Raw genomic sequence first — 18,709 nt, 5'->3', positions numbered from 1 at the left:
TCATGCCGAAACGCTATTTCCGAAATCGGGCCATCCTCGCCAAGGCCGAGACGGTTTACGGTACCGATGCCGTCCCGACCGGCGCTGCCAACGCCATGCTGTGGACGAACGTCGTCTTCAATCCGTCTGTCGGCGATGAAGTCGGCCGCGACCTGGTCGTGCCCTACATGGGTCACCAGGGCGTCATTCTGACGGGGTCGCATGCCACCATCTCGGGCGAATGCGAGATCGCCGGCTCTGGCGCGGCGGGAACCGCGCCTGCCTGGGGCCCGACGCACCGGGCTTGCGGCATGATGGAAGTCATCGCTGCCGGCGTCGACGCGCAATACACGCCAATCTCGCAGTCGCAGGAAGCGGTATCGCTTTATTTCAATGTCGATGGCGTCAACCATGTGCTGCTCGGCGCACGCGGCACCTACACATTCGGCTTCACGCCGAAGCAGATCCCGCGTTGGGCCTACAGCTTCACCGGTCTGCTCGGAACGATCAGCGACATTGTCCTGCCGGCCGTAACCCTCACCGGGTTCAAGAAACCGGTTCCGGTCAACAAGGCCAACACGACATTCTCGCTCCATGGCCTTGCCGGCGTCTGCGAAGGCGTGACCTTCGACCTCGGTAACCAAATCGAGCCGCGATTCCTGATCGGTGCGGAAAGCATCGAGCACGTCGATCGCGTCATGACCGGCAGCGCCGTGATGGAAGCCGTGCTGCTTGCGCAGAAGAACTGGTTTGCCATCGCCGACGCCCACACCACCGGCGCCCTTGCCCTTCAGCACGGCACCACCGCCGGCAACATCGTCAAGATCGACGCGCCGGCCGTCCAGATCGGTCGCCTAGCCTATGGCGAGAGCCAGAAGATCGTCAACAACACCCTGCCGCTGATGTTCACCACGGTGGCCGGCAACGACGAATTCAAGATCACCGTCAAGTGACATCGACGCCGGTTTGAACCGGCTTCGAACGACGTTCTAACGAGGAAAATCACATGTTCAAAATGGTCAAGACGCTCACGACCTGGTGGCCGGTCAAGGTTTACGAGCCGAACCCGGAAAAGCCCGGCACGTTCAGCGAGTTCGCGTTCGAGATCGAGTTCGAGATCATCGACCGTGACGAGGTGAAGACGTTCGACGACGAACGCTCGGCGATCTTCGCCGAAGCTGCGGCGGATACCGGCCCGGACAAACTCCGCACGACCCAGGAGAAGCTCGACGCGCTTCAGCTCCGCGAGTTTCAACGGGTGACGCGCAACTGGCGCGGCGTCATCGGCGCCGACGACAACGTGTTTCCGTTCACCAACGAGAACCTCCTCGTCGCACTCAAGCGCGATCACATCCGCGAGGGGATCAACGAGGCCTACAAGCAAGCCATCGCAACCGGCAAGGCCCGCCTGGGAAACTGACGGCGGCGGCGGTCGCGTGGGCCTATGCCCGACGCGGCCGCGCCGATCGCAGCCGGCCGACGACGATCGACGCCGACGTGCAACAGCAATTCGCCGGCTTTGGCGTCACGGTCGCTGTTGACGATGACGAAAGCACTATCGGGGACCGAATAGACATCATGGAATGCAACTGGCCATCCTTTGCCGCCTTCGTCGCCTGCTCAACGCAGTGGCGCGCCGTCGCGACGGCGGCCGGCCTGATCTTCCTCGGTCTTGATTACACCGCCTGTGACATCGTCTTGCGCCGCTACGATACCGCGCCCCACGTCTTCGATGACCTTCAAGCCATGGAGAATGCCGCGCTCGAAATCCTGAACGAGGCCGAGTGATGGCCGCGCCGCTGAAGATTGCCGCCAAGGTCGAGATCGACGCCAGCCAGACCGCGCAGGGTTCGGCGGCCGCGTCGGCCGCGATCAGCGGCATCGGCAAGGCTGCTGACCAGACAGCCGCGAAGCTGCGCGCGCTCGACAATGCGGCCGACGGTCTGGCGGCGAATGTCAAGGGCGCGGGCGATCGCACGGCGCCATTGACGGCAGAGGGCAAGGCGCTCGACGATCTGCGCGCCAAGTACAATCCGCTCTATGCGACGATGCGCACCTATCACCAGGAAGTGGCCGCGATCAAAGCCGCCCATGTCGCCGGTGCGCTTTCCGTCGATGAAATGACCGCCGCGATCGACAGGCAGCGCCGGGCGGCTCTGTCCTCGATGGAAGCGCTGAACGGTCGCAATGCCGCGCTCCGAAACTCGGCTGCCAATGCCAATACCGCCAATATCGCGGCGCAGTTCCAGGACATCGGTGTTACCGCCGCCATGGGCATGTCGCCGCTGCAGATCGCGCTCCAGCAGGGAACACAGCTTTCCGCCGTCATCGGCTCGATGGACAAGCCCGTGCAGGGGTTGGCCTCGGCCTTCATGTCGATCGTCAATCCGCTCTCGCTGGTCACCATCGGCACGGTCGCCCTGGCTGCCGCCGCGATCCAGTATTTCAGCACGGCGGCGGACGAAGGCAAAACGCTGGAAGCCGCTCTCGACGATCAGGAAAAAGCTCTGAAGCGCATTGCCGAAGCCTACGGCGGCATCGCACGCCAGGCACAAGCGGCGACCGCCGAGAGCACGCGGCTCCTCAACGCGATCGGCACGCGCAGTGCGGCCGCTTTGCGTGTTGCGACGATCGCCGAAGCTCAGAGCTTCTTTGAAAGCGAGAATGTCGGCGGCCGGACGCGTGCCGGTTTCGTTGCCAACGAACCGAAGTTACAGGAAGCCCTGGTCACGCTACGAAACCAGGTCAAGGCGGGTGATGCGGATTTCGAGGCGTTCTATGCGACGATCGAACGGCAAGTTGCCCTCGATCCCAGCCTTGCCGATGCCGCAAGCAAGATCATCGCGGAATCGGAGAAGCTGAAGACTGCCACCGATGCCCTCAAGGAATTTCAGCGGGTCCGCGATGCCATTTTCAACGACCAGGGCCCGAACAAACTTCTCCTGTCGCGTGGCACGACAAATCAAACCGACGCCGGCAATTTGTCGCTCTATCTCTCGCGGGAGCGGGTTGAGGCCGAAAGGCGTGATGAAGCGTTTCAGGCACAGCTCGCCGAGCTCTATGCCCGTTCACCGGCGGAAAGAGCGGAAGCCGCGCGCCGGAACGCCGCCGCCGACACCAGCGACGAAAGTGCCCCTGCTCGCCGAGATCGCATCGAAGCCGCTGGTAAGCTCGCGCTTGCTGCCGCCGAAAAAGAGCTGGCAGACGCGCAGCGTGATCGATTGCTCTCACTCGACAGCTCGGTCGCCAGCCAGAAGCTCGAGCTTTCGCTGATCGGCCAGACGGCGGGTGAAGCGGCTCGCCTCAGGATGGAGCACGATCTGACGGCACGGGTCCGCGAAGACGCGGCAAAGCGCGGCGTCGAGGTCGACCAGGCCGAGCTCGACCTGATTCGCCAGAAGGCCGCTGAATACGGCAAGCTCACCGAACAGATCGCCGCCGCCAACGCGCTGCGCTCCCAGGACAACGACATCGAACGCCTTCAGGCAGAACTCTCGCTCGTCGGCGCAAGCTCATCGGCGCGTGCCGAGCTGCTCGCCGCTCTTCAGGCAGAACAGCGCATCCGCGAACTCGGCCTTGCCAGCGGCAGCGCCGAGGCCAATCAGTTCCGCACCAATGCCGGCCTGATCAGCGACCTCAGCGAAACCATCAAGCGGCAGGCAGCGGCGTGGGAAAGCTGGCAATCCGCTGGCGAAAACGCGATCGACAACGTACTCGACAAAATGGTGAGCGGCGACTTCAAAGGGGCTTTGACGGGCCTTTTGAAGGACCTTGGAAGTTTCTTCCTCGACTTCGGCGTGAAGAACCCGCTGAAGAACAGCCTGTTCGGCAGTGGCCTGCCGACGCTTGCGAACATGGCGAGCCTGGTCGGCGGAAATCAGCTCAACAAGTCGATCGGCTTTGCCGGCGCCAATACCACGTTCGGCGGCGTCCTCGGCGCAGCCAACGATAATAGTGCGCTGTCCGGCGGTGTCGCTTCTGCAGCCTTATCCAGCGTCACCAATGCCGCCGGCAACGCCCTGCGTCAGATCGGCAACTACCGTGCCGGTGTCGATGCCCGCCTGACGGACATCCTCGACACGGCGGCAAAGCAGTTTCCCGGATACCAGGTCGATGCCATCTCCGGCTTCCGCGCCGGTGACAGCCGGTTTCACGGCAAGGGCCTTGCAACCGATGTGCAGCTCACCGATCTCGCCAGCGGCAGGATGCTCGGGAACTACCAGGACGCCGCGAGCTTCGGCACCTATGAGCGTTTCGCCCAGACCGCCCGCCAGGTGCAGATGGCCAAATATCCCGAGCTTGCCGGCGACTTCCGTTGGGGCGGTTACTTCGGTGGCGGCCGTGGCAAGTACGGCGCCATGGACACGATGCATTTCGACCTCGGCGGTGAGCGTGTCGGCATGGGCGGCGGCTCTTGGGAAAGCGGGCTGACATCGGCCCAGCGCGCGCTTTGGCCCGGCGTCGACAGCAAGGGCATGGACACCGCCTCGGCTGCGCTCGATCATCTGGCGAAGTCCGGCCAGACGGCAACCTCGACCATCGGCGGTCTCGGTACCGCCGGCGCCAGTGCCATGCAGGGTCTCGGCCAACTGGGCAACGGTCTTGGACAATTCAGCCAGCAGCTGGTCAACGCGGCAAACAGCGGCGGCGGCGGTGGTGGCGGCGGTTTCCTCGGCATGTTCCAGGGACTGCTTGGCGGCATTTCGCCGACCAGCTCCTTCTGGACGCCGAACACCACGTTCGGCAGCTTCCTGGTGAACGGCTTCGACACCGGCGGCTGGACCGGTTCGATGGGACGCGGCGATATCGCCGGGTTCGTGCATGGACAGGAATTCGTCGTCAACGCCGGGACCGTCGCAAAACCGGGCGTGCGCTCCTTCCTTGAAGCGCTCAATGACAACCGCCTGCCCGGCTTTGCCAGCGGCGGTTTCGTCAACGCTCCCGGCGCTGTCTATCCGCGATCGATGTCGGAGGCTCAGGCTGGCCATTCGCAGGCCGAAGGCGCGCCCGTCTTCAACATCTATGTCGATAATCCCCGTGGCGATCGCGACATCGAGGACGCCATCGACCGTGGTGTCCGGCGCGGCATCAAGGCCTACGACAAGAAACAACCGGCACGCAACGCCGTCATCAAAAAGCGTCCGTATGTGAGGGGCCAATGACCGTTAGCTACCCTTACGCCCTTCCCTATTTTGCCGACCGCCTGCCGATCTCGTCCGTCGAGTGGTCGGTGAAGCGCAACGATTCGCTCTCCGGCCAGGGCAGCGGCCGTATCTGGCAGGCCGAGCTTGCCTCGCCGCTTTGGCTGGCGACCGTCGAACTCGATCGCCGGTCGAGCAGCGAGATGAAGCAATATGCGGCGCTCATCCGAAAACTGCACGGCGCCCAGGAGGCGTTCTTCCTCTACGATCCGTTGTCGAAGTACCCGCACGACGATCCGAATGGCGCTGTTCTCGGCAACGCGATTGTGCGGGTCGATTCGATCCCCTCGCATCGCGCGTCGATCGCTCTCAAGGGCCTGCCGGCCGGCTACCGCCTTTTGCCGGGTGACAAGATGCAGCTCGCCTACAATACCAATCCGGTGCGCTACGTGTTCCTCGAGATTTCCGAGAGCGCCACCACATTCGGTGACGGCAGCACCGGTCTGATCGGGGTCTTTCCGCATATCCCTGTCGGGATCGGCGTCGATGACATCGTGACGCTGACAAAGCCGGCCTGCCGCATGGTCATCATGCCCAACACACACCGGCCCGGCCAGGCGCGCCGTCACCTCACCGAGGGAGCCGGTTTTACCGCGATCCAGAAGCCATGAGAGACCTTGATCCCGATTTCTATGCTGCTTTGCAGGCCGCTCCCGAGCGGGGCATCGTCCCGCGCAAGCTGGTGACCTTCACCGGCTGGACGTGGCCTGACGCCTCCGGCAACGTCGAAACCGAGCGTATGAGCTTCTGGACCGGCGACGAGGATATGCTGATCACCGTCACGTCCGGCATCAACAACCTGCCGTCCACCCGAACCTTCTATGGCGGCGTCAACCTCGCCGTCAGCCCCATACCGCGCGTCTCGTCTCTGACGGTCCAGACGGTCACGATCGAAATGACCGCGATCGCGCCCGTCGTTCAGGAACTGGTGCGCGGTCTCGATCTTCGGTTGGGACAGGTGGAGATCTGGGACGCTTTGCTCGATCCCGACAGCCGCCTTCTGGTCGGGACGCCGCCGCTTGCGTGGCTCGGCGTCGTCGATGGCTCGCCGATCAACACCGAATCGGAGGGCGGTGACGAAGTCGTCGAGATCAAGACCGTCAATGACGCCATGGTGATGCTCACCCGTTCGAACCCGGCGAAGTCCAGCCACGAGGAGCAAAAGAAGCGCCTGGGCCCGAGTGGCGAGGTCGATGATTTCGGCAAGTATGCCGGTTCGGTGGGCAGCTGGCGCGTGCCGTGGGGGGAAAAATGAAAACTCTCAGCCGTGTCCCCATGTGGGTCGGACCATTTCACGACGCCATCGACGAGATCCGGCGTTCACCCTTCTCCTGGAAGGAACATGAATGCGCGATCGGCCTTGCCGCCCGCGTCGTCATAGTTCTGACCGGCGAGGATTTGGCGGCAGAGTTTCGTGGCCGCTACGAGGATGCCGCCGGCGCCTACCGGGTGATGCGGGAAGCCGGCTTTTCCGACCTCGCCGATCTCGCCGCGTCATACCTGCCCGAATATGCCCATCCGAGCGAGGCACAGCTCGGCGACATCGCAGCGCTGCCGGTCGATACTGCCTTCGGTCACGTACTCGGCGTGGTGAACGGCGACCGCATCATCGTGCTTGGCGAAAGCACCCTCGGCACGGTCGATCGCTCGGCCGCCAGACGCGCGTTCAGGGTCGGTTGATGCTGAAGCGGCTCGCCCTTTCCACTACAGCGCTGACCTTCTTCCTGCTCGGCGCCGATCCGGCGGCCGCCGGTCCGCTCGTTGGTGCGATCGCCGGCGTGATTGGCGCGATCGCCAGCGGCGCCGGCATCGCCCAGGTCGTGCTTGGGCTGGCGATGAGCATCGGCTCGACGCTGTTGCAAATGGCGCTCACGCCAGACCAGCCGAAACAGCAGCCGGTCGGCGTCAAGTTGCAGGTCGAGGTCGGTGACGACAAGGCGGTGTCGACGACGATCGGACGCACAGCGACGCGCGGCCGGCGTAAATACATCGGCAGCTACGGCGACCAGAACGGCACACCGAACAGCCACATGACCGAGGTCATCGAGCTCGGCAATCTGCCGGTCAGCGGGCTGAGCGGCATCTGGATCGACGACGAGAAGTGCACCATCCTTTGGGACGAGGCGGTATCGCGCGGTTTCCCGATCGAGGAATATCGGGTCGAAGACGACGGTGAATTCACCGACTATGCGTGGGTACGCTTCCACGACGGCACTCAGACACAGGCCGACGCGTACCTGATCGACAAGTTCGGCGATCACGAAAAGCGCCCGTGGACGGCAAGCATGGTCGGCCGGGGCGTGCCTTACGCCGTCATGACCTACCGCTTCAATCGAAAGCTCTTTCGCGGCCAGCCCGCTTGCCTCTTCGAAATGGCGCCGTTGCCGCTCTACGATATCCGCAAGGATTCGACCAATGGCGGCAGCGGTTCGCATCGCTGGAGCGACACCGCCACCTGGGAACCGTCCGAAAATCTGGCGGTGATGACCTACAACGTCATCCGGGGGCTGAAGTACAAGAACGAATGGTTCTACGGCGGCCAGGACGTCGCCGAGCATCGGCTTCCCTCATCGAGCTGGATTGCCGCCGCCCAGGAATGCGGCCGGCTGATCGACAATGCCGATGGCTCGCGCGAGCCGCAGTTTCGCGGTGGCTTGGAAATCGCCGGCGACGTCCTGCCGATCGAAGTCGTCGAAGAGTTCCGCAAGGCGATGGGCGGCCGGCTCGCCGATACCGCTGGCGTGTTCAAGCTGAAGAATGGTGCGTTCGGCGCGGCGGTGTTCGCCTTCACCGATGCCGAGGTGCTGGTGACCTCGCCGCAGGCCTTCGAACCGTTCCCGGCGCTTGACCAGACCATCAATGCGATCAATGCGGTCTATCCGGAGCCCGACGAGGCCTGGGCCAGCAAGGACGCGCCGGCGCTTCGGTTGCCCGACCTGGAAGAGCGCGACGGCAAGCGTCTACCCGCCGATATCGCCTTTCGGGCGGCTCCCCACAAACGGCAGGTGCAGCGCCTCATGCGGGCAGCGCTGAAAGAGGAACGGCGTTTCCGCAAGCACCAGGTGCCGCTGCCGCCGGAGGCCTATGCGCTTGAACCCGGCATCGATGTCGTCACCTGGACCTCCGAACACAACGGCTATGTGAACAAGCGCTTCCTCGTCGTCGAGGTCGAGGGCGAGCCGACGATGAACCAGCTGGTGACGCTGCAGGAGATCGACCCGTCCGACTATGATTGGTCGACCGACTTCGAGCTACCGACAGCGGTCGGCTGGCTCGGCCGGATCGCGGCGCCGGTGCAGATCATGCAGGGCTGGTCGGCCGTGAAGGCCGAGGTCACCGATCAGAACGGACTGTCGCGCCGGCCGGCCATCCGTGTGTCGTGTGCGGCCAACCTCGACGACGTCAAGCGGGTGTGGGTCCGCGTGCGGGTGAAGGCGACCGGCGCCGTTGTGTTCAGCAGCGATCAGTATCCCTATGGCGTGCCGTTCAATTGGCTTGTTTCGGGCAACTGGTGCCTGCCGGCGACGGAGTATCAGGTCTCCGGCAAGCTCGTGCCGTTTTCCAACCGCGAGACTGCCTGGAGCAGCTGGCTTGATGTCACCACCGACGACATCCGATTTTCGGCCGACGATCTGCATCTGCTGGAAATCACCAAGGAAGTCACGGCCGATGTGGTGAAGCTCAGTCAGTGGATCTGGCAGGACAACAACATTCGGCGGCTGATCGACGACAGCACGGCGATGGCCCGCAGCATCGCCGAGCAGGATCTCGCCAACTTCGCCGACAAGCAGCAGCTGCGCCGCGAGATCGCCACGACGACGGGGCAATTTGCGAGTTTCATCGAGCAGATCACCGTCGCGTCCAGCACCACAGCGGCCCTGGCATCGCAGGTCACGCAGCTTGCGGCGAGTTTGGGTAGCAAGGCCGATGTCTCGGCGCTCAATTCCACCGTCGCCGAGGTCGCCGCTCAGGGCGGTCAGATCACGGCCCACGGCGCGTCGATCACCGCGATCACCGCCAGCCTCAACGACAAGGCGTCGGTTTCGGCGCTCGACGCCGTGTCGACCACGGTGACGTCGCACGGCAACTCGATCACCGCGCAGGGGACATTGATCAATTCCCTCTCGGCGCAGGTCGGCGAAGCGACGGCCGATGCGCGGTTGCGCTTCGAAGTCGTCAACACCGGGATCAGCGGCTATTCGAAAGTCGGCCTGCAGGCGCGGTTCGGGACGGCGGAAGACTACCGCACCGCCGGCCTGTTTGCCTATGTCCCGTCCAATCCGAACCAGCTTGCGCGCGTCGTCGTCAATGCCGGCCGGTTTGCCGTTGCCGCCGGTGACGACGAGCTGGGATCGCAAATCTTTGCGGTCGATGCGACGGGCGTCTACATCGACACCGCCTACATCCGCAATATTTCGACGAGCAAAATCACCTTCGAGGACGGTTCCGTCCAGACCTCGGCGCTCGCCCAGGGCGCGGCCACCAAACTGTTCAGTGTCGCGACCATCGACACCGTGACGATGACCACCGTGTTCCAGGGCGTGGCCGATACGAACGTCTCGAAAACCGTCGATGACGGCATCGTCATCAATGCCGACATCATCGCCCGCGCCACCACGCTCGTTGGCGGCAAAGCCTCGCTGCTGATCGAACTGCGCGAAGACAACGTGATGATCAAGGAATCGACGCTCGAATTCACGGCGCTGGGCGCTTCGCAGACGGCGACCTTCTATCACATGCGAACCTCGGGCTCCGGGGTCTTCAACTACAAAATCGTCGTCAAGAAATCCGCGTCCGGAGAAGACTTCTTTATCGGCCGACGCACGATCGCACCCGTCGTCTACAAGAAAGCCAACTGAATGACCGACAGCCACATGGCGGCGGAAACGCCCTTTCCCATCAGCCTTCGCGCCCGGCTCAACGAGCTGGCGAACCTTGCCGAATACCTGCGCGAGCGAAACCTCGCTTTGGCGCAGCATCTGATCAACCGCGACGACACGATCGCCGCGCTGCAAGCGGAAAATGAGCGGCTGCGCGACCGTGTCGGCACAATGGCAACACCGAAGGAGCCGGCCGATGGCGAATGATGATCTGATCCGCTCCGGAACAGCCTCGATCGCCAATGGCCAGGTGGCGGTGACCGGACAGTCGGTCAGCTGGTCGAACGTGCGCGAGAGCGATTTCTTCGGCGCCCATGTCGGGCTGGCGATCCCGATCGCCGCGATTGCCGGCTCGGCGATCACGCTGGCCTATCCGTGGCCGGGACCGACGCAAAATGCCGCCAGTTATGCGATCCAGCCGAAGGGCGACGTAACGCGGTTTCAGGATCGCGTCCGGCTGCTGCTCGAAACGCTGTCCGATGGAGACCTCGCCGCGATCGCCGCTTTGACGAGCGCGGCCGACAAGCTGCCCTATTTTACCGGGTCAGCCGCAGCGGCGCTTTCCGACTTCAAGGCCAAAGGACGCGACATCGTGGCGGCCGACACCATGACGGCGCTCCTCGCGAAGCTCGGACCGTCACCGGGGCACCCTTCGCCCGTGCCGAGTGGAGCGGATGTCGGCCTGGTCGACGGCGATTTCAATTCGCTGATCTATCCGGGGACTTACACGATAACTGGAGCGTGGGCCAACGGGCCGTCAGTCTATGGCGCAGGGTCTCCCGTATACGGCAGCTCCATTCTTGAGGTAATCGCCAATAACGCCTCCAATGGATATTGGCAGATCCTCAGGGTCAACCAAAGCACCTGGAAAAGAACCTCGACAACAGCATCGGGGGCGTCTTGGAATGCGTGGTTCAAGATTGAGCATCAGCTGCAAGGCACGGTTTCTCAATCATCGGGAATTGCTATCGGGTCGATCTTTGAGCGCGGCAGCAACGCAAATGGCGAATACGTCAAGATGGCAGACGGCACGCTGATTTGCACACATGGCATGGATGTTTCCGGCATAGCGATTGCCACGGCGCGCGGCTCTCTCTTCGGCTTCGCGTCGGAGTCTCTATGGACTTTCCCGGCGGCGTTCGTCGGTGTTAACCCGCGAATGTCCTATGAATTCGGCCGCGCCGACGTTGCCTTTGTTGGCGGCGGTAGCTCGATCACAAAAACCCTCACATCAACGACGTTTGTTGTCTGGAATTCCTCTTCCAATCCGGCGGGGAACAACAAGACGATTTATGTGACGGCAACAGGGAGATGGTTCTGATGCGCATCAACCTATCGCCGCAAATGCGGGATGACAGTCTGTCCGTTTCCGTGGCCGGCGACGTTCTCACGGTCAATGGCGAGGCGTTCGATTTCACGCCACTGCCGGAGGGTGCGACGCTGCCGTTTGGGGCGGTCGATTCCGAATGGTTCGCCGGGCCTGTTTCCAGAGAAGACGGGCTTTTGACGGTCACGCTTCTGCTTCCGCACAAGCCCAATGCGTCGAGCAACGTCACATTCCCCGAGCCGATCATGACGACGGGAGACGGACCTGTTTCGCTGCCGGTCAATCTCAATGCCATCGAAGAGGAGATCTTGGCCAATGACGACAATTGATTTTTCCAGGGTCGTCACAGCCGAGCAGCGGGCGGCTGATGCGTTCACGCTGGCGATGACTGAATACTCCAGCGCCATCCAGGCACATCTGGAGGCCAAGGCGCGCGAACGCCGATACGACAGCCTGCAATCAGCCGTCAGCTACCGCAACGACGCCAATCCGCAATTCGCGGCCGAGGCCGAGGCGCTGTTTGCCTGGCGATCGGCGGTGTGGACCTACGCCACGGCGGAACTGGGCAGGGTGACGGCCGGCGAGCGGGCGCAGCCTACTGTCGCAGAATTCATCGCCGAGCTGCCGGCATTCGTCTGGCCGTGAGCGCACTTCAAACCCTCTTCAAAGACAAGGTAACCCGATGACCGAACGCATCAATACGACCGCTGCAACCTTTATCAGCGCCACCTTCGGCCCGACCGGCGATTGGGCCGTCCAGGCGCAGATCGATCCCAATTCGAAAGCCTTTGTCGATGTCGAGGCGCAGGCGGATGACGACGCACCCTGGCTGCAGATTGGCTCGATTTCGGCCTTGACCAATCCGCCATTCCTGCGGCTTGCCAAAGTGCCGATCGCGCGTCTGAGGGTCTATAACAACGACGGCGGATATCCGCTGAAGGTCTGGAGCGGCAGTGCATCGCTGTCATCTGAGACGAACTTGCCCGATGGCAGTGCATATAGCCAGATTGGCACCGCGCAAAAGAAATGGGCCGACGAGTTCAACGGCTCAGCACTCTCCGCTGACAAGTGGGATGTTGAGACCGATGCTGGCGGCATGGGCGTCACGGTGTCCGGCTCGAACCTCGTGGTGAATATGGGCACCGCGATCAACGCGGAATATAGCCTCCTGTCGAAGGAGGTGTTTACCGTCCCATTCGATGTGCAGATGACCGCGAGCCTTAGCCAGCGGATCGCCAACAACACCGTCTACATGGAGGCGGTGGAGGTCGACCCCGTCACACTCCAGCCCGTCGTCAACGCCAATCTTGCGAACGACTGGGCCAACCGCGCCTCGCTCAAGATGGATGGCACCAGTTCAAGCACGACGGCTCTTGAAGTCGTCGGCGACAGCGCCCCTGGCGCCGTCAGCGCATCTGTGAGCGGCCAGCCGACGTCCAGCGGCACTGTTGACTACCTTCTGGAGCTGCGCCCGCAGGACGCCGTTGCCACGGCGGTTTCCGCCAACTCCGGCGGCAGCCGTGGTGCCATGAACCGCGTATCGCAGCAGGCGTGCGATCCGAACAAGCTCTACAAGATCAGGCTCCGCTTCAAGAACGGCGCATCCGCCCCCAGCTCGGCCACGACGGTGACCATCGGTCGCGTCCTCGTTATGGACGTGCAGGAAATCGCTATCGAGGTCGCCTCCGGCCGGGGTGATGCGTCGTCTGGCAAAGGCGTTCCGGTCAACGCGACCGGCACCTTCCCGGTTCGAGACGTCAACAACGTCTTCACTGAAATCTCCTCAGCGGCGCTGACTGGCTCCGCTACCACGGGTGCAACGTCCGCGCCCGAAAACGGCGGCGGTGGTTCGGCGTCGTTCATCGTCCCGGTCACCGCCGTCTCCGGCACCAACCCGACGTTGGATATCGGCATCGAGGAGAGTGACGACAGCGGCACCAACTGGTTTCGTATTTGGGACCTCCCGCGTATCACGGCCACCGGTGTTTACCGCACCCCGGTTCTGATGCTGTCCGGAAACCGTTTGCGGTACGTCCAGACGGTCGGGGGCACGACGCCGAGCTTCACGCGCTCGGTCCTGCGGATGGCGCAGCAGAATGTCCTTGCCCCTATTCGTCGTGCGTTCTTCGACCGGGCGCTCAACGTCAACCTTCTGAACGCCACGACGCCGACCTATGCCGTCGAGGGCTGTTCGCGGTTCTACGCGGCGGTGACGCTGTCTTCGATCGGTACCGGCGCTCCGAGTTTTCAGCTGCAGCTCTCGGATGACGGGGTCAACTGGTTTTCGAGTGGATCCGTTGTCGTCGGCGTGGTCGGGACAGTCCGCATCACCCACAATGCAGGAGAGCTACCAAAGTTTATCCGTCTCAATGTCCAAGCCGCTGGAACCGGCGCGGTCCTCACGCATGTTTGCCTTAAGGGGATGGAATGATGGACCCGATCAAAACCGGCGAGGCCTACTGGCGGGACGAAGACGACGTTCTTTGGCTCGCGGAAAGTTGGGAAAATTCTGCGACCGGCGAAGTCTGGACGACGCAGACTGCAATCCCTTCTGATCTTTAGGATGCCCTAAATGCACCAGGTGCCCGGAGCGGTCACCCGCTCCGGAGACGGGTCAAGTTTGGCGACCGATCCCGTCGACAGCCAATTTGGATAACTGTCACACCCGTACCCTGCAGGGCGGGGTCTTAGTGACTGATTCTCCGAAAGTTTCAAATGCCCTTCAAAGACGACTTTAGAGACGTTGAAAGCACACAGCCACCAGCCGCATGGATCGGTGGCAAACGCCAGCTCGCCGCCCGTCTGGTCGGCATGATCAATGCCATTCCGCACACGACCTATGCCGAACCGTTCATTGGCATGGGCGGCGTGTTCTTCCGCCGCTCCAGGGCGCCTCGATCGGAAGTGATCAACGATCGCAACGGCGAGGTGGTCAACCTCTTCCGCATCCTGCAGCGGCACTATCCGCAGTTCATGGACACGCTGAAATTCCAGATCACCTCACGGCGCGAGTTCGATCGCCTGAAGGCCTGCGACCCGGCCACGCTGACCGATCTGGAGCGCGCGGCGCGTTTCCTCTACCTTCAGAAGCTGGCCTTCGGCGGAAAGGTCGCGGGACAGAATTTCGGTGTCTCGCTGGATAAAGGCGCGCGCTTCAATCTTAATCGACTGGCGCCGCTGCTTGAAGACGTTCACGAACGCCTTTCCGGCGTCGTGATCGAGAACCTCGACTGGCTGGCCTTTATCGATCGCTATGACCGGCCGGGCACGCTTTTCTATCTCGACCCGCCCTACTGGGGTTGCGAAGACGACTATGGAAAGGCACTTTTCGCCCGCGATCAGTTTATCATCATCGCGGAGCGGTTGCAGAGGATCAAAGGGAACTTCCTTTTGTCCATAAACGACGTCTACGAGACCAGGGAGCTATTCGCGGCGTTTCGATGTGTTGGAACCGAGTTGACCTACTCAATTGGCGGTGGAAAAGGTGTTAGCGCAAGGGAGTTGATCGTTACCTCCTCGTGAACCGGAAGGATTTTCCTCAATGGGTCTTCGGAAGCTGATACTTTTGCTTACTGGTATCGCACTTGTGGCTTCGGCACTCGCTATCAGCTTCGTTAATCCCGTTGCAGCCGGCTTCTTTCTCGTTGTCGGCGCCCTTGCGTTCTTGTCCAGCTTTGTCACTTGGAGGGAGCTGAAGTCATTCTCAATATCGCCGGCGGCCTTTTCGGCAGAGTTCCGCGAGCAGATTGATCGCGCCGAGGAGATCCTCTCGTCGTTGAAAGAAGTCGAGAATAGGATTTCATATGTCCTCACCGAGCAGATGCTAAATAAGGGTGGCCACCGCTATATGGGCGGTTTTGGGGAGGAGGCGGAATTTAACATAATCAAGACACTCGCCGCCGGGGATGCCTCGACCCGCAGCGATCTGGTCGAAGCCAACATCAAGGTTTTGAAAACACGCTTAGGGATACGGCTTCTCTATGCGGTCATCGGCGCTCGTTCCGACCAGAAACATGCTCCAAATACTGTCGGCTTCCTGGTCGCGAATGAATACAAAACCCTACCAACAACAGACCAGTTGCGGGAGTTCTCTAAGGCAGATGGGGTTGATTTAGCGGAGGTCAACCATGTGCTCAGTGCTTACGATGCCTTTACGGCGCGAGGAGAGTATCCATCTGAAGGCGTGGTGCAGTCGCTCTATGAATTGAGCACCCGCCGTGAGCCCTGGAAAAAATGACGTGTGCTCTTGCTGTTCTCGCGACATGGAGCTTTCGCTCCTCGTTTGGTGGGTGAGGCGGACCGCGTGACAGCATGGGGCACCCGCTTGACGGGTATCAATTAGCATCACATACATCAAGCATGAACGAGCAAGAACCGTCCAAAGCAAGAAAGCCGCTGGTTGGTGGCATTGGTTTTCCGCCTGCCGACGTGATCAGCCAGATCACAACCGGCGTTGTTTCAGTCAGTCTTCTTTTCGGCGTTGCGACGCTTTTGGGAAAGTGCCTAGCGATAGGCATCCACGTGCTAAGCTACATTACCATTACCGACGTCGCTGTGAATGCGCTCACTCTATCGCCTGTAATTTTTATCGAATTCGCGATCTTGGTGCTGTACCGGATCTACTTAGGGAATGATGGACCGAAAAGACGTAATGCCGCTTTCGGGCCTTACTCGAAATGGTGGTTCATCGGTCCGCTCGTATTCTTGCCCGTCGCGTATTATGCGTTGCCCCTCCGCGCGTTCATTGCTCTGCCTTTGTTTGTGACGTTGGTCTTCGGTTTTCTGGTCATGGAGACGATCAATACGCGTCGACGTCGTGGGGAGCTACACCGCATGGATCTGCTTTTCGGTTCGGTCACCGTGTCGTTCTTCATTTTCCTTTCATTGTCATATCTTTTCACAGCCCTCGACGTCGTCGCCCGCCCGGGATCGCCTGCGTACAAAGAATGGAAGGGATACGAGATATGCACAGACAAATGCAAAAACGGTATGGTACTGGCTCGTTTTTCCGAGGTCACGGTCGTGAAATGGCAGGTAGACGGACGTGTCGCATATATCGCAAATAGCGAAATTAGGAGCACGACCGAAGTGGAGATTAGGGATCAGGGGGCGTACCTGCAGTGGTCGCGTTACTGGACCACACTACGCGCATATCTCGGCTGTTAGTGCCTCCGCTTTCGTTGGCGCGGCGCTTCTAAGTCATAGTCGCACTACTGGGCGCTTTCGCTACGGCGAAGGCATTTCGCGGAAATCCGTTTTCCTAAATCGCCGTGAGAACCTATGCAAAGCACTCGGGTCGGACGCTGCATCTACTGCGGAAGCACCGAAAATCTCTCCCGCGAGCATATTATGCCGGCCGGATTGGGGGGAACTCATGTCCTTCACGATGCTAGTTGTCCCGAACACGCAAAAATGACGTCGAGGTTTGAATTGGACGTCCAGCGGCACCAATTCGGACCGTACCGCATCGCCTACAACTTCAAGGTCGGAAAAAAGGGCGCTCACCAAGAGACTATCAAAGTGTATCCTAGGGGGATAACGGGCTTCAGCGATGCGTTTGTAGAATATGAGCTCGCAAATTTTCCGATCCCGATTGTGTTGCCTCTATTCGACCCACCCCGCCTGATCAACGGCACACCTCCGGAGAAAAAAAGGGGTCAAGGCTTCCGCTTGTGGCATGCAAAGCCAAAGGCACCATATTCAAAAGGCGCAGTGGAGGTATGGACGACATTCAACCCTACATCGTTCATAAGAACACTGGCGAAAATCGCTTATTGCGTGGCCGTGGATCGCATCGGTATCGACAATTTCATGCCATTGGTCCTGGGCATCATACATGGAGACGATGCGAGCCTGGATAACTGGAACGAGTACATCGGAGTCGGCTCACTGCAACGAGCCAGCACCGACGCGTATACAATGGAAATATTCGCCAGTGCAAAAACCCGGTTGATTGTAGTCGATATCCGCTTTTTCTCCTTTGCGGGCGCGCCGACGTATTCGATCGCCGTGGGTTACCTCAAAGATGTGTGGCAGGAGGATTGGCCCCAGGATACCGTCCAGTTCACACGGCATGGTCCCGTAGGGATCGTACGTTCCCAAAAAGGCATGCCCAGATACCTTGCGGTTTTGAAATCTGCTGCCACATGAACTTGCGCGGTCTGCCATTCGAATTTGTGCGCTACACAATCGTGGTCGCGACGGCTTCCCATTGCCGAATTTTGCATGTGATTCGGCCGCGCTGTCGTATTGACCGCAGCGCACTTGAGGATGGTTCAAAGGGTATTTGAGAAGGGCTTTAGAATTGGCAGGAAGCTTCAAATTGAAGGTTTCTGCAAACGGGCACCCGTGATTTCGAGGGCGTCTTGCTTTGCCTCGTCCAATAGCGTCTCTGAATCTAGACCTTGTCGCTCGACCGTTCTTCCCACCGAGTCAACACAGGTTGCCTTGTAGACATTCATTGACGTTTCCAGGACTTTAAAACGCCAATCGGGAAGCTCTTCAAATTTCATGGCGTCACGTCTCTCTTCCCGCCCGCATCCCCAGCCAGCGTGTTCGAGACTTTGCCATAACGGCTAAAAACGCTGAAAGAGATTTTTTAACGGAGTGCTGGAAAAACGAAAATTCCGATTCGCCGTGGCAAAATTCCGAAAAGGCGCGTCACGCTACAACCATGAACCGCGTATCGCACAGAGGGCTGATGGCGGAGAAGAAGGGATTCGAACCCTCGATACCCTTCCGGGTATACTCCCTTAGCAGGGGAGCGCCTTCGACCACTCGGCCACCTCTCCGTTAGCGCCTGACTAGAGTCAGGAGCCCTTCATTGCAAGGGATTTTTGCGGTTACCCGCTACAAAGTTGAATTTTCCGTCCTGCGTGACTGCGCGCGTGCAGTCCCCGACAAGAGCTGATCAAGCCTGCGTGCGGGCGGATTTGCTCTTCTGCCGCGCCGTTCTGAGGCAAAGCTCCAATAGCCTTTCGCCCTGTTGCCTGATTGCCGGCTGCGGGCGTTTTGCGGTAGTCCTGTGCTTTCGAAATCCGCCCTCGCCCCGCTGCGGGCGGCGCGGAACAGCCTGGGAGCATAGAGTGAACAGCGACAGCAAACCGGAAACTCAAGTGACGATCGAAAAGCTTCGCAACGGGCGGTGGGCCTTCGTCATCAAGCGCGGCTCCGTTGTCTATCCCGCCAGCGGCCAGTTTACCAGCCAGCTGCAGGCGCATGCTGCCGGCCAGGTGGCGCTCAAGGCCCTGGAAAACAAGCGTTAGCCAGCCTTCGTGAGGTCGTGCCAAGGCCGGGTCTGCTGCCACAGGCCCGGCCTTTGT

General features: G+C 60.9%; 20 protein-coding genes and 1 tRNA gene. 19 read left to right on the top strand and 2 right to left on the bottom strand.

The genetic code is table 11. The annotated features are described in order from the left end of the window. Positions 1-2 precede the first annotated feature (2 nt). The 18 genes from WI754_RS11775 (at position 3) to WI754_RS11690 (ending at position 17,537) form a co-directional block, all read left to right on the top strand. Positions 3-932 (top strand): phage tail tube protein, encoded by a 930-nt coding sequence (locus WI754_RS11775; protein ID WP_349433571.1) that lies wholly within the window; start codon positions 3-5, stop codon positions 930-932. 53 nt (positions 933-985) lie between these two features. Further along, positions 986-1,399: a hypothetical protein gene (locus WI754_RS11770; protein WP_349433570.1), complete on the top strand. Its 414-nt coding sequence runs from the start codon at positions 986-988 to the stop codon at positions 1,397-1,399. Between the two features lie 77 nt (positions 1,400-1,476). Continuing rightward, positions 1,477-1,767, top strand: a complete 291-nt coding sequence (locus tag WI754_RS11765) for a DUF1799 domain-containing protein (RefSeq protein WP_349433569.1) — start codon at positions 1,477-1,479, stop codon at positions 1,765-1,767. After that, on the top strand, positions 1,767-5,141 hold the full coding sequence (locus WI754_RS11760; protein ID WP_349433568.1) for a phage tail length tape measure family protein: 3,375 nt from the start codon (positions 1,767-1,769) through the stop codon (positions 5,139-5,141). The genes WI754_RS11765 and WI754_RS11760 overlap by 1 nt, the downstream gene beginning before the upstream one ends. Beyond that, the gene (locus WI754_RS11755; protein WP_349433567.1) at positions 5,138-5,791 is read left to right on the top strand and encodes a hypothetical protein; all 654 of its coding nucleotides are present in this window, start codon (positions 5,138-5,140) and stop codon (positions 5,789-5,791) included. Before WI754_RS11760 ends, WI754_RS11755 begins: the two co-directional genes overlap by 4 nt. Next, on the top strand, positions 5,788-6,435 hold the full coding sequence (locus WI754_RS11750; protein WP_349433566.1) for a hypothetical protein: 648 nt from the start codon (positions 5,788-5,790) through the stop codon (positions 6,433-6,435). Before WI754_RS11755 ends, WI754_RS11750 begins: the two co-directional genes overlap by 4 nt. After that, positions 6,432-6,860: a hypothetical protein gene (locus tag WI754_RS11745; RefSeq protein ID WP_349433565.1), complete on the top strand. Its 429-nt coding sequence runs from the start codon at positions 6,432-6,434 to the stop codon at positions 6,858-6,860. Before WI754_RS11750 ends, WI754_RS11745 begins: the two co-directional genes overlap by 4 nt. Next, positions 6,860-10,039, top strand: a complete 3,180-nt coding sequence (locus tag WI754_RS11740) for a hypothetical protein (RefSeq protein ID WP_349433564.1) — start codon at positions 6,860-6,862, stop codon at positions 10,037-10,039. The genes WI754_RS11745 and WI754_RS11740 overlap by 1 nt, the downstream gene beginning before the upstream one ends. Further along, entirely contained in the window at positions 10,040-10,267 is a 228-nt protein-coding gene (locus WI754_RS11735; RefSeq protein ID WP_349433563.1) for a hypothetical protein, read from the top strand. After that, a complete protein-coding gene (locus WI754_RS11730; protein ID WP_349433562.1) occupies positions 10,257-11,381 on the top strand; it encodes a pyocin knob domain-containing protein in 1,125 nt (374 codons plus the stop codon). Before WI754_RS11735 ends, WI754_RS11730 begins: the two co-directional genes overlap by 11 nt. Next, a complete protein-coding gene (locus WI754_RS11725; RefSeq protein WP_349433561.1) occupies positions 11,381-11,716 on the top strand; it encodes a hypothetical protein in 336 nt (111 codons plus the stop codon). The genes WI754_RS11730 and WI754_RS11725 overlap by 1 nt, the downstream gene beginning before the upstream one ends. Next, complete coding sequence (locus WI754_RS11720) at positions 11,703-12,032, top strand: hypothetical protein (protein WP_349433560.1); 330 nt, start codon at positions 11,703-11,705, stop codon at positions 12,030-12,032. Before WI754_RS11725 ends, WI754_RS11720 begins: the two co-directional genes overlap by 14 nt. A 37-nt stretch (positions 12,033-12,069) precedes the next feature. Beyond that, a complete protein-coding gene (locus tag WI754_RS11715) occupies positions 12,070-13,818 on the top strand; it encodes a hypothetical protein (RefSeq protein WP_349433559.1) in 1,749 nt (582 codons plus the stop codon). Continuing rightward, positions 13,818-13,949, top strand: coding sequence for a hypothetical protein (locus WI754_RS11710; RefSeq protein WP_349433558.1), 132 nt, complete (start codon positions 13,818-13,820; stop codon positions 13,947-13,949). Before WI754_RS11715 ends, WI754_RS11710 begins: the two co-directional genes overlap by 1 nt. A 153-nt stretch (positions 13,950-14,102) precedes the next feature. Further along, the gene (locus WI754_RS11705) at positions 14,103-14,909 is read left to right on the top strand and encodes a DNA adenine methylase (protein WP_349433556.1); all 807 of its coding nucleotides are present in this window, start codon (positions 14,103-14,105) and stop codon (positions 14,907-14,909) included. 19 nt (positions 14,910-14,928) lie between these two features. Next, on the top strand, positions 14,929-15,624 hold the full coding sequence (locus WI754_RS11700; RefSeq protein WP_349433555.1) for a hypothetical protein: 696 nt from the start codon (positions 14,929-14,931) through the stop codon (positions 15,622-15,624). 122 nt (positions 15,625-15,746) lie between these two features. Next, the gene (locus WI754_RS11695) at positions 15,747-16,553 is read left to right on the top strand and encodes a hypothetical protein (RefSeq protein ID WP_349433554.1); all 807 of its coding nucleotides are present in this window, start codon (positions 15,747-15,749) and stop codon (positions 16,551-16,553) included. Positions 16,554-16,799: 246 nt separating this feature from the next. After that, entirely contained in the window at positions 16,800-17,537 is a 738-nt protein-coding gene (locus tag WI754_RS11690; RefSeq protein ID WP_349433553.1) for a hypothetical protein, read from the top strand. A 167-nt stretch (positions 17,538-17,704) separates the two neighbouring features. Here WI754_RS11690 and WI754_RS11685 read toward each other — a convergent pair whose 3' ends face one another. Further along, on the bottom strand, positions 17,705-17,899 hold the full coding sequence (locus WI754_RS11685; protein WP_349433552.1) for a hypothetical protein: 195 nt from the start codon (positions 17,897-17,899) through the stop codon (positions 17,705-17,707). A gap of 189 nt (positions 17,900-18,088) precedes the next feature. After that, positions 18,089-18,178, bottom strand: a tRNA-Ser gene (locus WI754_RS11680). Between the two features lie 294 nt (positions 18,179-18,472). On the opposite strand from WI754_RS11680, the gene WI754_RS11675 reads away from it, so the two are divergent. Next, a complete protein-coding gene (locus WI754_RS11675; protein ID WP_349433550.1) occupies positions 18,473-18,652 on the top strand; it encodes a hypothetical protein in 180 nt (59 codons plus the stop codon). Positions 18,653-18,709 lie beyond the last annotated feature (57 nt).

Source organism: Pararhizobium sp. A13, from assembly GCF_040126305.1.
In the GTDB taxonomy this organism is placed as follows: Bacteria; Pseudomonadota; Alphaproteobacteria; order Rhizobiales; family Rhizobiaceae; genus Pararhizobium.
Note: the sequence above shows the minus strand (reverse complement) of the source record. Positions and strands in the feature narration are given on the sequence as shown.